The 14,602-nt window shown below is 72.4% G+C and carries 11 protein-coding genes and 1 pseudogene; 4 read left to right on the forward strand and 8 right to left on the reverse strand.

Annotated features, from left to right (window positions below; all coding sequences use genetic code 11):
- Nucleotides 1-56: 56 nt before the first annotated feature.
- From Q0444_RS05380 to Q0444_RS05415, 8 genes are all read right to left on the reverse strand, one after another.
- On the reverse strand, nucleotides 57-1,247 hold the full coding sequence (locus Q0444_RS05380; protein ID WP_291079520.1) for an N-acetylmuramoyl-L-alanine amidase: 1,191 nt from the start codon (nucleotides 1,245-1,247) through the stop codon (nucleotides 57-59).
- A gap of 91 nt (nucleotides 1,248-1,338) precedes the next feature.
- On the reverse strand, nucleotides 1,339-1,680 hold the full coding sequence (gene trxA, locus Q0444_RS05385) for a thioredoxin (RefSeq protein WP_291079519.1): 342 nt from the start codon (nucleotides 1,678-1,680) through the stop codon (nucleotides 1,339-1,341).
- A gap of 39 nt (nucleotides 1,681-1,719) precedes the next feature.
- Nucleotides 1,720-2,652 carry a thioredoxin-disulfide reductase gene (gene trxB, locus Q0444_RS05390; RefSeq protein WP_291079518.1) on the reverse strand — a complete coding sequence of 311 codons (933 nt, stop codon included), beginning with the start codon at nucleotides 2,650-2,652 and terminating at the stop codon, nucleotides 1,720-1,722.
- Nucleotides 2,653-2,748: 96 nt separating this feature from the next.
- A complete protein-coding gene (gene sigM, locus Q0444_RS05395; protein ID WP_291079524.1) occupies nucleotides 2,749-3,321 on the reverse strand; it encodes an RNA polymerase sigma factor SigM in 573 nt (190 codons plus the stop codon).
- Between the two features lie 105 nt (nucleotides 3,322-3,426).
- Nucleotides 3,427-5,028, reverse strand: a complete 1,602-nt coding sequence (locus Q0444_RS05400) for a protein kinase family protein (protein ID WP_291079517.1) — start codon at nucleotides 5,026-5,028, stop codon at nucleotides 3,427-3,429.
- A gap of 89 nt (nucleotides 5,029-5,117) precedes the next feature.
- Nucleotides 5,118-6,953 carry a murein biosynthesis integral membrane protein MurJ gene (murJ, locus tag Q0444_RS05405; protein WP_291079516.1) on the reverse strand — a complete coding sequence of 612 codons (1,836 nt, stop codon included), beginning with the start codon at nucleotides 6,951-6,953 and terminating at the stop codon, nucleotides 5,118-5,120.
- Nucleotides 6,950-9,412, reverse strand: a complete 2,463-nt coding sequence (locus Q0444_RS05410) for a hypothetical protein (RefSeq protein ID WP_299021955.1) — start codon at nucleotides 9,410-9,412, stop codon at nucleotides 6,950-6,952. The genes murJ and Q0444_RS05410 overlap by 4 nt, the downstream gene beginning before the upstream one ends.
- Nucleotides 9,409-10,692: an NUDIX hydrolase gene (locus tag Q0444_RS05415; RefSeq protein WP_291079514.1), complete on the reverse strand. Its 1,284-nt coding sequence runs from the start codon at nucleotides 10,690-10,692 to the stop codon at nucleotides 9,409-9,411. The genes Q0444_RS05410 and Q0444_RS05415 overlap by 4 nt, the downstream gene beginning before the upstream one ends.
- A gap of 94 nt (nucleotides 10,693-10,786) precedes the next feature.
- Between Q0444_RS05415 and Q0444_RS05420 the strand changes: the two genes are divergently transcribed.
- The 4 genes and pseudogenes from Q0444_RS05420 to Q0444_RS05435 form a co-directional block, all read left to right on the forward strand.
- Complete coding sequence (locus Q0444_RS05420; RefSeq protein WP_291079513.1) at nucleotides 10,787-11,119, forward strand: putative quinol monooxygenase; 333 nt, start codon at nucleotides 10,787-10,789, stop codon at nucleotides 11,117-11,119.
- Between the two features lie 285 nt (nucleotides 11,120-11,404).
- Nucleotides 11,405-12,928: a CCA tRNA nucleotidyltransferase gene (locus Q0444_RS05425; RefSeq protein ID WP_291079523.1), complete on the forward strand. Its 1,524-nt coding sequence runs from the start codon at nucleotides 11,405-11,407 to the stop codon at nucleotides 12,926-12,928.
- Nucleotides 12,925-14,205, forward strand: coding sequence for a glycosyltransferase 87 family protein (locus tag Q0444_RS05430; protein WP_291079512.1), 1,281 nt, complete (start codon nucleotides 12,925-12,927; stop codon nucleotides 14,203-14,205). The genes Q0444_RS05425 and Q0444_RS05430 overlap by 4 nt, the downstream gene beginning before the upstream one ends.
- Nucleotides 14,206-14,312: 107 nt before the next feature.
- Nucleotides 14,313-14,602 (forward strand): annotated as a pseudogene (locus Q0444_RS05435) (hypothetical protein); the annotation flags it as partial.

A 14,602-nucleotide genomic window follows, 5' to 3' on the forward strand; every position in this document is an offset into this window, starting at 1 on the left:
CACCCGGAAGCTGGGGGTCCTGTCCGTGTCCGGGGTGTCGGCCCGGAGCGGCGGGATCAGTCCCGCTGGCGCTGTTCGAAGTCGATGAGGTCGTTGACCGACATCGATCCGGTGGGATGGTCGTCCTCGTCAAGGAGATAGAGGCGCTTCACGCCCACGAGGATCGAATCGACGATGGTGTCCTGGGCGGTCCGGTCGCCGAGGATCTGCAGATCCATGGGGTTGTAGGCGTACCCCAGGACCACCTGGACGGACGGCATGCGGGTCATCCGCAGGAGCGGCCAGCTTCGTCCGTGCGTCCGGCAGTCGCGCAGGCCGGTTCGGCTGACGATCTCACGCTGGATGAAGCCGGACAGGGCCTCGCCGAGCATGGACTCGGCCCCGAGGGAGTTGCCGAAGTAGAAGGTCGCGATCCCGTTGCCGACCGGGTTGGGGTGACGGTCCAGGCGCAGGGAGATCATGAGATCGGCGTTGAACGCGTTGGCGATCTCCGCCCGTTCGGGATCGGTCGGGATCATGGCCTCGGGGCGGGAGAGGAAGACCTCGACCCCGGCCTGGTTCATCCGCTCGGACAGTCGCCGGGTGATGTCCCACAGCAACTCGGCGTCGGTGATCGTGCCGAACGGGGTCTCGATGCGGATCGGGTTCTCCGAACCGCTGGGACCGGGATCCAGGACTATCCGCTTACCGGCGAGCATGGGCCCCGCCCTGCGGGCCCGCTCCTTCTCGACGAGGGAGGACACGTCACCGCCCTTGAACAGGGAGGACAGATGACCGAGGGTGTCCAGTGTCTCCGCGCCGACCACTCCGTCGGCGGGCAGGCAGCAGTCCCGCTGGAAGTCGGTCACCGCGGCGTGGGTGAGCGGACCGAAGGTCCCGTCGACCGGGCCCGCGTAGAAACCGAGCTCCCCCAGGCGACGCTGGAGCTGCGCGACGTCGTCTCCCGCGACCGGCTTGGAGACGATGTAGCTCAGGTCCCGGGTGCCCAGCACGTGACTGGCGTCCTGAAGCGCGGATTGGGTGGCCGGACCCACGATCCCGTCGGAGATGAGCCCGCGAGCCTGCTGGAAGGCAAGGACGGCGGTCTCCAGGTCGGCGTCGAAGACGGCATCGGTCCGCGCCAGTATCGATCCCGTCTCCGGCTCGGTGACGCCGACGGAGTCGATGGTGTGGAGGAGGCCCATGCTGGCGAGGGTGGCCCGGATGGACGCCACCTCGGGCCCACGGTCACCACGTCGCCACGCCATCGGTCTCCTCACGTTCCACTCGTCCGGTACCCGGATGAACATACCGCCTCGGGGGCGGGCGTGCCCGGGGCGCACCCGCGCGGGGCGGGGTCTACAGGACGTCGCCGAGCTCGGTGCGGAGTGCGGACTTGGACTTGGCCCCCGTGATGCGCTTGACCGGCTCGCCGCCGGAGAACAGCAGCAGGGCGGGGATCGCGGTGATCTGGTATTCGGCCGCCAGCTCCTGGTTCGCCTCGACGTCGACCTTGGCGACGGTCAGCTTGTCCGCCTCGGCACCGGCGAGCTCGTCCAGGACGGGTGCCATCATGGTGCAGGGGCGGCACCAGGTCGCCCAGAAATCGACCAGCACGGGCTTACTGCCGCTGGCCGCGAGGACGGTCTCCGCGAAATCGGCCTCGGTGACGTCGATGATGTTCGGGGTGGTGGAAGCCATGCTGCTGGTCCTCTCGGTGGGGGGTGACGGGGTGGGCTGTCAGGCCTGCTCGGCGAGCCACCGTTCGGCGTCGATCGATGCCGAACATCCGGAGCCGGCGGCAGTGATCGCCTGCCGGTAGCGATGGTCCACGAGATCGCCGCAGGCGAAGACGCCCGGCAGGGAGGTCGCGGTGGTCTGCCCGGTCAGCACGTATCCGTCGCCATCCACCTCGACCTGGTCGCGGACGAGCTCCGATCGCGGGTCGTGGCCGATCGCCACGAACATCGCCGAGGTCTCGAGCTCGCTGGTCTCGCCGGTCACCGTGTCGCGGAGTCGCAGCTTCTCGACGGAGCCGCTGGGACCCGAGAGCACCTCGTCGACCGTGGTGTTGAGGACGAAGGAGATCTTCTCGTTCTGACGGGCCCGCTCGAGCATGATCTTGGAGGCCCTGAACTCCTCGCGACGGTGGATGACGGTGACCGAGGAGCCGAACTTGGTGAGGAAGGTGGCCTCCTCCATCGCGGAGTCACCGCCCCCCACCACCACGATGGGCTTGTCCCGGAAGAAGAACCCGTCACAGGTCGCGCAGGCGCTCACTCCGCGGCCGAGGAGCTCCTGCTCCCCCGGGATGCCGAGGTAGCGGGCGGCGGCGCCCATCGCGAGGATCACGGCGCGGGCGCGGTGCTCCTCCTCCCCCACTCGCACGGTCTTGACGTCGCCGACCAGATCGATCGACGTGACGTCCTCCATGCGGAGGTCGGCACCGAACCGCTCCGCCTGCTCCCTCATCTGCATCATGAGGTCGGGACCCATCATGCCCTCGGCGAATCCGGGGAAGTTCTCGACCTCCGTGGTGGTCATGAGCGCCCCGCCGAACTGGGAACCCTCGAACACCAGTGGCGTGAGCTCGGCCCGCGCCGAGTAGATGGCTGCGGTGTACCCGGCCGGACCGGATCCGACGATGATCACGTCGTGGAGGGTGTCGCTCATGGGTTCGGGGGCTCCTTGGCGGGTGGGGTGACGAGGACTGCACGGATCCGTGGGACCTCCTAAGGCGACAACACGTGAGGGGTCGGCGTTGTTCCCTCATGCCGTGAGCGTCACACCGCGGAGGAGGACGCTGAGCTTGGCGCGGCCTCGCGAGCATCTGCTCTTGACGGTGCCCGGCGGGACGTTGAGCAGGTGGGAGGCCTCCGCGACGGTGCACCGCAGCATGTCCACGACCACCACCGCGTCGCGTTGTTCGGTGGGCAACTCCGCGAGTGCCTCGGCCACGATGATCGCGTAGGCGGGATCCTGATGGAAGTGGTCCCGGAGGGAGATCTCCTCGTGCAGCGTCGGGGTGAGCTCGGTGTGCGTGCGCAACCGTTGGGAGCGCATCTTGTCCAGGCAGGCGTTGACCACGATGCGGTAGAGCCACCCCTGCACAGGACAGGCGTGCCGGAAGGTGACGGCCTTGCGGTAGGCCGACATGAGAGCTTCCTGCAGAGCCTCCGCCGCGTCGTCCCGGTTGAAGGAGGTGCGGATGGCCAACCGCCACAGGTAATCGTAATGACGCCTGACCAGGGCGGAGAACGCATCGGGGTCGCCGGCGACATGCGCGTCGAGCAGCTCGGCGTCGGTGAGGGAGGACGCTGCCGTCAGCGGCGGGCGTTCCACGACCGAGGCGGGGGCGTCGACGGAACCGGTGTTCACGGGCGTCACGCTAACCCGGCACGGTGTGCAGTGGGGACGTCATCTCGCGACCCCCGGGGTGCCCTGAGGTCAGCGTGTGAGCTCGACCTCGGTGATCGACGCGGCGTAGGCCTGCGGACCGGAGGTGCCCAGCCTGGTGATCCACACCAGCACGAATTCGGACTCCTCGGGGCTGTCGATCGTCACCGCTCCGGAGCCGCCCCGCACCGTCCCGTCCCCGAGCAGGGTGGTCTCGTCGAGCGATGTGGGCGAGGCGCTGCGGGCCGAGCGGACCTCGAACTCCACGCCGTCGTCCGCCGAATAGACCACGACCCGGCGGGTCTCCTGCGCCCGGTCGAGCGAGAACAGCAGTCCCACACCGGGTTTGAACGCAGCCCCGCTCTCGCCGAACTGATTGAGATAGGTGTCGGTGGACCACGAGGTGGACCGGTCGCCGTCGGCGGCGGCGGGTGCGCTGGCGGAGTTCTCCGCGGTGCCCGCCGACGACGTCGGCTGCCACGAGGTGACGGCCGAGACGGCGATGGGGGTGGACGGCGTGGAGCGGGCGGCCTCCCCCTGCTCCCCGTCTGCCGGTCCGGGTGCGGCGGACTCGGCGGACCGGCTGGCCTGGGCGGCGCGCTCGATCGCGTCGAGCTGCTGGGTCAGCGGGGTGTCGTTCCGGCTCCCGGCGAACGCGCCGAGCATCCAGGCGAACAGCAGGGCGATCACCACGACGGCCGCCGCACTGGTCCCGGCCATGATCTGCCAGCGCCGCTTCTGCGTCTCCTCGTCCGGGGGGGTGTACGGCTCCGGGCCGGTGCCGAGGTCGGTGCCGAGGTCGGGGTCGGGGTCGGTGGGGGCGGTGGCCGGGGCGGGACGGACGGGCCCACCCACCCGGTCGGCGATCATCGATCTCACGGTGGCGGCGGAGCTGACCGACGACCCGTCGAGGGACCGGATCGCCAGGACGGCGGAGTCGTGCGGCACCCCGGAATCGAGGACGGTGGGATCGACCACCTCGTCGTCATCGTCCGTCGGGGCGACGGTCGGACGGCCGTCCAGGGGATGGTGGTGCTCGGAACCGCCGGGCAGCGGTCCCGGCCATCTCCCGGTGAGGAGGGTGTAGAGCACGGCACCGAGCCCGCGGACGTCCGTGTGGCCGTCGGCGGCCGAGGAGACGCCGGGGAACGCCAGGACGGCCCGACCGTCCTCGGTGAGACGGATCCGGTCCGGCGAGTCGAGTCCCAGGAGCAGGCCGGCGTCCTCGGCTCTCGTGGCGGCGTCGGAGAGCCCCCAGACCGCGGCCACGGCGGAGTCGGGATCGGGGTCGCCGGCGGCCGCCGCCAGGCTGCGGCCGGGTACCCACTCGCTCACCACGATCCCGCCGGCGCGACCGCGGATCACGTCGAGCACGCGCGCGAGCCCATCCGAGTACACGCCGGTCAGGGCCACGGTGCGGTCGAGGACGCCGGTGGCGGAGCCGGGGGGCTCCTCGCCGGGGAGCGGGTCGACGAAGGTCAGTGCGACGTCGCGGCCGAGGCGCTTGTCCCGCGCTCGCCAGAAGGCCTGACCGGCGACGCCGCCGTACGGTTCGAGGAGTTGGTAGCGACCACCCGAGACGAGACCGCCCGCGCTGAGCAGGGGCGGGGTCGGGATGGCATCGTGCTCCGGAGCTCCGTTGCCCTCGCCCACCCGTCGACCTCCTCGATCCTGCGGCCGCCCACCGGGCCCGACCGCTCGTAGCCACTCCGAGTGTACGGTCCCCCAGGCGGGGCACCCGACTATCGCCCCAGCCGCCTCGCGAGACCCTTGACGACGGGGGCGACCGCGTCGAGTTCGGGCAGACGCGACCTGGACAGGATCAGCCCGGTGACCGAAAGGGCGATGACCGCGGCCAATCCGACCCGGACCACGAACCCGATGCTGCCCACCGCATCGGTGAGCAGGTCCAGCGGGAGGACGGTGTCCGCGACGAGGGCCGTGAGCGCGCCGACGACGGAGGCGGCGAGTGTCCAGACCGCGGATCTGGCGGTCTCGCGTCCCCGCAGGGACCCCAGCTTGCGGCGCAACAGGACGTACCCGGCGACCGCTCCCACGACCCATCCGACCCCGTTGGCCAGGGCGAGGCCGATCACCACGTGGGAGCGCTCGTCCGCGACCAAGGGGACGATCAGGGACAGCACCACTCGGACGACCGTGATCGCGAGGATCATCACGGTCGGGGTCCAGTAGTCCTCGCGGGCGTAGAACACCCGCTGTTGGAGCAGGACGATCGCGTACGGGATCAGGGTGAACGCTCCGAATGCCAGGGTGAGGCCGAGGATGTCGGCGTTCTGGGCGTCGAAGTTGCCGTAGCGGAAAAGGCCCGTGGCGATGGAGGGTCCGAACGCGGTCATGAAGGCGATGATCGGGAGCAGCCCGAACAGGGACAGGCGGGTCCCGAGCGAGATGTCCCTCACCACGGCGTCGGAGCGGCCGGCGACGCCGTTGTCCGCCAGCCGCGGGTTGATGGCGGTGAGCAGAGTGACGCCGATGATCCCGTAGGGGACCTGGAGGAGCAGCCAGTACGTGCCGTAGATGGCGATGGCCGCCTCGTCCGCGGCGGACCCGATGCGGTTGGTCATCACCAGACCGACCTGGGAGATCGCCACGTACGTCACCCCGGCGAGGGCGTTGCCACCGAACTGCCTGATCCGGGGGTCCAGGCCCCATTGGGGGCGCAGGACCACGCCGGCGCGGCGCAGGGCCGGGAGGAGGACGGCGGCCTGGACGATGACTCCCAGGGTGGTGCCCAGTCCGAGCAGCAGGATCGGCGCGCTGAGCAGGTTGACGGGCTCCGCCGGGTCGATCCCCGTGCCGATCACGGCGAACAACGCCAGGGTCGCGATGGCGACCACGTTGTTCCACACCGGCGCCCACGCCCCGGGGCGGAAGACCCCGTTGTAGTTGAGGACCGCGAGCATCACGGAGAACACGCCGTAGAAGAAGATCTGCGGCAACAGCAGGAACGCGAAGGCCGTGGCGAGGTCGGTGTTCACCTCGCCGTCACCCAGGTTGAGGTCGGTGAGCAGAGGGGCGCACGCCACCGCGATCACGGTCGCGACCAGCGCGAGCGCGGCGGTCGAGGTGAGCAGGCGTCTGATGAAGGAGACGCCCCCGTCGGGGTCCTCCTGCGCGGCCCTCGCGAGCAGTGGCATGAACATCGCGGTGAGTACCGAACCCAGGACCAGCTCGGTGATCATGTTGGGAAGCGTGTTGGCGGTGTTGAACGCCGACGCGACGGCCGGGCCGAGCACGGTGAGGATGAGGATCATCCGGACGAATCCGGTGATCCGGCTGGCGAGGTTGGCCACCGCCATCGACCCCGTGGACCGCATCACCGAGGCGTCGGAGGAATCCCGCGTGGTACCTCCGGTCCCCCCGCCGCGGGGCGACGCACCGGTCGAGCCGGACACGAGTGGCTGGTCCGGGACCGCGTCTGGCGCGAACGAGTCGGCGACGGGCGGGGGCGAGACGGGGCGGGGCAGGACACAACTGCCCGGCTCGCGGAGTCTGTCCCGCAGCCCGGGGTCGGGTCGGCGCAGCTCGGGGTCGCGGGGGCCCTGCTCGTCGTTCACGGTCGGTGCCCTTCGTCCGCGGGGTCGAGGATTCCCCGACGGTAGCGCAGGTATCGACGACCACCCAGGGCGAGGGCGAGGGCGGCGGCGGCCAGGGCGAAGACCTGCGCGACCGGGTAGCCGCCGGATTGCACCGAGATCTCGACCGGCGCGGACAACGCCTGACCCCCGGGCGCGGAGAGGGCGAAGGTCACGGTGTGCCGGACGCCGCCGTCGGAGTCGGACTGGGTGGGAACCTGGAGCGTCCGCGACCCCGCCGCCGGGATCTGGATGACGCCCACAGGGTCGACCTGGATGGCCGCCGGCGCACTGACCTCGATGTTCACCCTCACCGGGAACGGCAGCGCGTTGCGGGTCACCAGCAGCAGCGGGCTGTTGGGGCTTGCCATGGTGAAGACGCTTCCCGGCGGCAGCAGGTCCACCCGGGCGAGCGACGCCGAGACGGTAGCCCCCAGCCGGTCGAGTCGGGTGGCGGAGCGGAGCCGTGCCGCCGTGCCGGTGCCGGTCTCGGCGGTGAGGCCGTCGCCGTCCGCCCGGCGCCCGGTTTCGGAGATCACCCGCAGGGCGTCACCCAGCAGCGGGTCGATGTGGCTGTCCGCGCCGACGGAGGTCGGATCGGTGGTGTCCACGAGCGAGCGGAGGGTCCTGATGCCCTCGAGGGAGACCTCCAGTCGCTCCGCGGTCGTTCCCGCGGGATCTCCCGCGAACGGGTCGGCGGCCCCGGGATCGGTCGCCCCGGTGGGATCCTCGGCAAGGCTCCCCTCGGGGACCGTGACCGGCTCACCCAGTCGCTCGGTCAGCGAGACCGCCCGCATCCGGCCCGAGGCCAGCTGATCGCCCAGTGAGTCGAGCAAGGAGCCCGCGGCCACCTCGTCGACGGTCCAGACCTGCGGGGGCACGGCCAGGACCCCCCGGGTTCCCGCGTCGGAGCCGGGCTCGAGCAGCGGGGCGAGGAGCGCCGCGCGGGCGTCCTGCAGCCGGGCCGCCGGGGAATCCGCCGTCAGCCAGTACCGGGTGTCGGGATCCGAATACCGCGGGTTCTCGGGGAGCGACCCGGTCGCGGCGAGCGCGGCCCCCAGGGTGGCCGAGTAGGTCAGGGCCCGCACGCCGTCGGTTCCGGCGAGGCCGACGAGACCGGGGCCGGGCACGACCCCGGTGTCGGTGCGGGTGGAGGGGGCGGCGACGATCACCGTGGTCCCCGGGCCCGCCAGCGCCCGCGCGGCGTCGGGGGCCAGCGTCCCCGAGGCCGGCACCAGGACGTCCGGCACGGGGGCGACGTCCAGGATCCGTTCCACCGAGTCCGAGCGATCCAGGGCGGCGGAGGTCAGGGTGGTGTCGCCGATCGCCCCCACCACGTCGAGGTTCGCCTGGGCGGCCGGGAGGGCCACCACACAGCCGCCGGCGGCGAGCGCGCGGAGCTCGTCCAACCACCGGGAGGCGTCCCCGGACACCGGGCCGGGATCAGCGGGCCCGCCGCCGTCGTCGATCACGACCGGCCTGCCGGCGGCGAGCTCGGACACCGTCCCCAGCAGCTCCGGGTCCACCGCCAGACACGTCGCCCGGCGCAGCGCCTGCCCGCCCTCGCCCCCGAACGCGGCGGAGGCGGCCCGCAGCAGGCCGGTGAGCCGGCCCTCCTCCGAGAGGTCTCTCAGCAGGGACTGGTCGGTCAGGGCCACCACGGGGTCCGGGCCGTCCACACCGGGCACGAGTGCGATGCGGGTCGGCGGCGCCGCCAGCGGCCACAGGATGGTCAGCGGAACGGGAGCCGGGACGGTCCCGTCCGCCGGCTCGGAGGCGCCCACCTCGCCGTCGTCGCGCGGAAGCGGCCCGGGAGTCGGGGCGTCCAGGACGGGCAGGAGGGTGCGGGCGTCGTCGAGCCGCGCGGGCGACCCGCCCTCCGGGGTGCCGTTGACGTTGACCAGGAGCGGGTAGACGCCGGGTTCCGTGAGCTGCAGGTCCGGGCCCGGCCGGCCGGGGGCCTCGCGGGCGGGCATGGAGACGCGGTAGGTGACCGACTCCCCGGGGTCGAGAGCCGCCGCGACCTGCACGAACTCGCCGCGCACCCCGAAGGACGGTTCCGACCACACCAGCGGCGCCCGCACCGACTCGGCACCGGCCGCCCGGGGGCCGCGCTGGAGCCGGACGTCCACGGACTCGAGCGGCGTGTCACCGACGTTGCTGATCGTGCCCGACACCGTGATGGTGGGGACTCCGGCCCGGGTGCCGACGGCCGGCGGCCCCCCGGCCCCGGCGTCGTCCAGGACCCGGGGGGTGACGTCGTCGATCGTGATGCGGGCCAGGGCGGGGGCGGGATTGGGGATGTACCCGGCGGCCGCGGCCTGCTCCGGGGTGATGGCGCGGACCGGGGGCGCGCCCCACAGCGGGACCCCGGCCAGGGCCGCGCACACGGCCATCGGGACGACAGCCCGGACGAGCCGCCCACCCGGCCGTCGACTCACGACCCGGACTCCTCCGGAGAGGCCCCGCGCCGATCGTCTCGGTCCCGGGGGTTCTCCCGGGAACCGGCGCCGGAGCGTCGGACCGGTTCCGGTCCCCCCGAGCGCCGGGAGGGATCCACGATCTGCGAGGGCAGCGGCGCGGGGGCCTCACCGGCGAGCTCGGCGCGTGCCAGGTCGGGGATGAGCGAGAGCGCCGACTCCACCAACCGCCGCTCGTCCGGGTAGGCCAGGCGCCTGGGAAGATCGTCGAACGCCACCCAGGCGACCTCGGTGATCTCCGGGTCCTCGTCGCACAGTTCGCCGTGGTCGTAGCGGATCAGGTGGTGGTGCACGGTCTTGTGGATCCGGCGCCCCTCCGCGACGAACCAGTAGTCGATGGTCCCGAGCGGGGCCAGCACCGTGCCGTCGACGCCCGTCTCCTCGAGCACCTCGCGCCGGGCGGTCTCCGCGACGGTCTCCCCTGGTTCGATGTGGCCCTTGGGCATCGACCACAGCATGCGGTTGCGCCTGTCGAGTCGCCCGATCAACGCCACCTCGAGGCGGGACAGGTCCGGTTCGGCACCCGCCGCGGCCGCCTCGGCGAGTCCCCGGAGGACCAGTCCGCCCGCGGAGGTCTCGAGCACCGTGCGCAGCCGCTGCCCGTTGCGCGGAGGCCGCCCTCCCCCGCGCGCGCTGCGGGGGTTCTTGCCGCCGGGGGCCTTCGCCCCCGCCTTCACGCCCTGCTTGCCGCCCGGCTTCGACCCCGACTTGGCGGCGTTCTTCGCGGCGGCCTTGCCCGGTGCCGAGCCGCGGGAGGTGGAGGCGGACGAGGCCTGGCCCGCGGACGGCCTGGCGGACCGGTTCTGATTCCGGGGATTCCGCGGACCCTGGCGCGCGGAGGTGGCACCGGCGGTCCCGTCGCCGGACTTGACCGTATGCGTGGACGGGGTGGAGTCCTTGGCCTGGGAGCCGGGTTCCTGGCGCTGGGCGTCGGGCGTCCTGCCCTGCCCGCGACCGCCCCGTCCGCCCCGGCCCCCGCGACGCCGTCGGCGACCCTGACGGGCCTGACCGTCCCCGGGGGGGCCGGCCTGGGTGGACGGCTGGTGCTGCCCGCCCGACGAGCCCTGCGTGGTGGCGCTCTTGTCGCTGTGAGTGGCCCGCTTGCCGTCGGGACTCTGCGCCGATCCGCCGCCCCGACCTGCGGAGTTCTGGCCGTCGGCTCCGGGCCCGGCGGGTCGACGAGCCCGTCGGCGCCGCGGCGAGTTGGCGCGCGGTTCGACGGGGCGTTCGGCTTCGGACACCCATCGATGCTACCGGCCGGGGCGGCGGGTTCCGGAATCGTGGGCGTGCCGCACGCGAGTGTGTCCGGCGTCGGGCGCGGCTAGAGTCCGCGTCATGAGCTCAGGTCCCGTCCCCCATGCCCTGGTCCTCCGCCACCGGGCCAGGCCGGGCCGGCGGGACGCGCTGGTCGAGGTGTGGCGCAGGCACATGCCCGACGCCGTGCGGGACAACGACGGTCATCAGGCCTACGTGCTCTGCGCGTCCCACGCCGACCCCGACGTGCTACTGGTGTTCCAGCAGTACCGCGACGCGGCCGCGGCCCAGGAGTTCCTCGGCAATCCCGCGTACCTGGCGTACCTCGCGGAGTCGGGCGGGCTGCTGGCCGGGCCGCCGGAGGTGGAGCCCGTGGAGTCGCTGTGGTCCAAGGTGGCCGGGCCCGGTGGCTGACCCGGCGGTCGTCGCGTGGGCTGCCGCCGCGGCCCGCGTGCCGCTGGCCTGTCGGTGCGCTGGCCCCGTGACCTGTGATGGCGGAATGGTCCATTCCTCCAGCCCAGGTATGCGCATCGCGGGCACTCGGCCAGCGTAAGCCGGAGGGGCAGCGCATCCGGCTGGGCCGAGGGGCGTGAGTGCACGCCACGGGGGCCGCCGGCCCGACTCGGTAAAGTCTCCGCTGTGACAACCCGCAGACCGCTCCCAGACCCCCGCGCCGCATCGGACCGGCACGACTCCGCGGTGTTCTCCGGGATCCAGGACGGGCCGGGCACCCCGCCCGACCCGGCGGAGCGGGAGACGCGGCGGGTTCGGCTCCTCGCGGGCGCCCAGACCACGCTCAACGAGCTGGCCGACGTGCTGGCGCCGCTCGCGACGGCCTTCGGCGAGGCCGGGCACGAGCTCTACCTGGTGGGCGGCAGCGTGCGCGACGCGGTGCTCGGGAGGCTCGGCACGGACCTGGACTTCACCACCGATGCCCGCCCGGACACCGTCCGGGGAATCCTCGATGCGTACGCGGACACGGTGTGGGACACCGGGATCGAGTTCGGCACGCTCTCCGCCGTGAAGCGCGACGGGGCGGGCGTCGAGCAGCAGATCGAGATCACCACCTACCGCGCGGACTCCTACGACGGGGTCACCCGGAACCCCGAGGTGGTCTTCGGCGACACCCTCGACGGGGACCTGGTCCGCCGTGACTTCACCGTCAACGCCATGGCCGTGCGCCTGCACCCGGACGGCCGCCACGAGTTCGTCGACCCGCTGGGCGGCATGGACGCGCTGCTGGCGGGAGTCCTGGACACCCCGGCCGCCCCCGAGCAGTCGTTCGCCGACGACCCCCTGCGGATGCTCCGCGCCTGCCGGTTCGTCTCCCAGCTCGGGTTCTCCCTCACCCCGCGGGTCTTCCGGGCGATGACGGAGATGACGGCCGAGATCGATCGGATCACGGTCGAACGCATCCGCGCCGAGCTCGACAAGACCATGCTGGGCGACTACCCGATCGACGGCATCAACATGCTGTGCGAGACCGGCCTGGCCGACCGCGTGCTGCCCGAGGTCCCCGGCATGAAGCTCGAGCGGGACGAGCACATGCAGCACAAGGACGTGTACTGGCATTCGCTGACCGTCCTCAAGCAGGCGATCGACCTCGAGCCCGAGGGGCCCGACCTGGTCCTGCGCTGGGCGGCGCTGCTGCACGACGTGGGCAAGCCGGCCACGCGCGCGGCCAAGCCGGGCGGCGGCGTGACGTTCCACCACCACGAGGTGGTGGGCGCGAAGATGGTGCGCAAGCGGATGCGGACGCTCAAGTACTCCCGCCAGATGATCGAGGAGGTGTCCGGCCTGGTGTTCCTCCACCTCCGTTTCCACGGCTACGGGGAGGGGCAGTGGACCGATTCGGCGGTGCGGCGCTACGCCTCCGACGCCGGCGACCTCCTTCCCCGGCTCCACCGTCTCGTCCGCGCGGACTGCACCACCCGCAACAAGCGGCGCGCGGCCACGCTCCGGGCGACCTACGACTCGCTGGAGAACCGCATCGCGGAGATCGAGGAGAAGGAGGACCTCGCGCGGGTCCGGCCGGACCTCGACGGAAACGAGATCATGACGCTCCTCGGCCTCAAGCCCGGCCCCGACGTCGGTCGGGCCTGGGCGTATCTCAAGGAGCTGCGCCTGGACCGCGGGCCGCTGGACCGGGACGAGGCCGAGGCCGAGCTGCGCCGCTGGTGGGCAGGCCTGAACACGACCCGGCAGAACGGCGACCTGTCGTGATCGGCCGGGCGGTCGACCGCTACCTCGCCTCGACCGCCGGCAGGGTCGTCGCCGCCGTCCTGACGCTGCTCGGCACGCTGCTGCACACCGTCGGTCTCCCGGGACTCCAGCAGGTGCCGCCGTACCGCATCGACCTGGACGTCTACCGCGTCGGCGGTCAGGTGTTCCGCGACGGCGGTGACCTCTACGGCGAACTCCCCCGGTTGTCGCAGGGGATGACCCTGCCCTTCACCTATCCCCCGCTCTCCGCGCAGATCTTCTCGGTGTTCACGCTGGTCCCGCTGGCGGTCGCGTCGACGATCATCACGCTGGCCACGATCGCCGTGCTCGCGTACGTGGTGCAGCTCGTCCTCACCCGCACGTGCGACCGACCCGCCGGCGAGCTGTGGTGGCTCACCGTCGCGGTGATGGCCGTGGCCCTGTGGTTCGGACCGGTCCGCGAGACCCTGGGCTTCGGCCAGGTCAACGTGTTCCTCATGGCCCTGGTGCTGGTGGACGTGATCCGGGGTCGGGGCCGCTGGTGGGGCGGAATCCTCACCGGGCTGGCGATGGCCATCAAGCTCACTCCCGCGGTGTTCCTGCTGTACTTCCTGCTGCGCCGGGACTGGCGGGGGCTGGGGACCGCGGTGGTCGCCGCGCTGGCCTTCACCGGCATCGGTCACCTGCTCGCCCCCGAGGACTCCGCGCGCTACTGGACGTTCGCCATCCGGGATCCCGCCCGGATCGGCGGCCTGGCGTTCACCTCCAACCAGTCCGTCAACGGGGTCGTGCGCAGGCTCGGCGTGGAGGACCCGGTCGCGTCCGTGGTGTGGTTCGTGGTGTCGGCCCTGGTCGGGCTGGGGATCGCCTGGGTGGCGTGGCGCCTGTTGCGCGGCGGCCACGAGGTCGCCGCCGCGGTCGCCGTGGGTCACGTCGCGTTGTTCTGCTCGCCGGTGTCGTGGGGACACCACTGGGTGTGGGCGGTGCCCGCCGTCGTGCTCACGCTGGTGTGGGCGGACCGTGCCACGAGGAGTGACGACGACGACGAGCGGGTCTGGCTCGCCCTGGCCTGCAGTGGCCTCGTGGTCTTCCTGGGCGCGCCCCAGTGGTGGGTCCCCCACCGCGACGGACGCGAACTCGGCTGGGGGCCGCTCGAGCACCTGGTGGGGAACGCCTATCTGATCTGGGGGCTGGTCTTCCTCGTCGTCGTCGGCCTCCGGGCCGCGCGCCTCGGCGGCTCGGACCTGGGCGCCGACCCCGCTCGGCCGGCCCTGTTCGTGCGCCGCACCGCCGGCTGAGCGGGCCTGTCAAGAGCGACGGCCCGGCCTGTGGATAGCGGATCGGCTGTCCACAGATCGTCCGACCGACCTGGTGTGGGGGCACGTCCCGCGACACGATCGTCGGCATGGACTACTTCTTCGGAGACGGCGTCGGTGAGCCGACGCAGTGGCAGGGTGCGCCCGACCTCACCCTCGGGACCGGTGCGGCGGACGCGCTGTGGCTTGATTTCGACGGCGACGGGTACGCCGACGACGCACTGTGGGATTCGGACCTCGACGGGCTGGCCGACCGGGCGGTGACCGATGTGGGGTCCGGCGGGCAGGAGGTCTACGCGGACGAGGGGGACCGCGGGGTGTGGAACGCCTACGCGGGTGGCGCCGGCGCCCTCGCGGCCGGTTCGGTGGGCGCGGGCTC

Origin of the sequence: uncultured Dietzia sp. (assembly GCF_937873725.1) — a bacterium.
Classification (GTDB): domain Bacteria; phylum Actinomycetota; class Actinomycetes; order Mycobacteriales; family Mycobacteriaceae; genus Dietzia.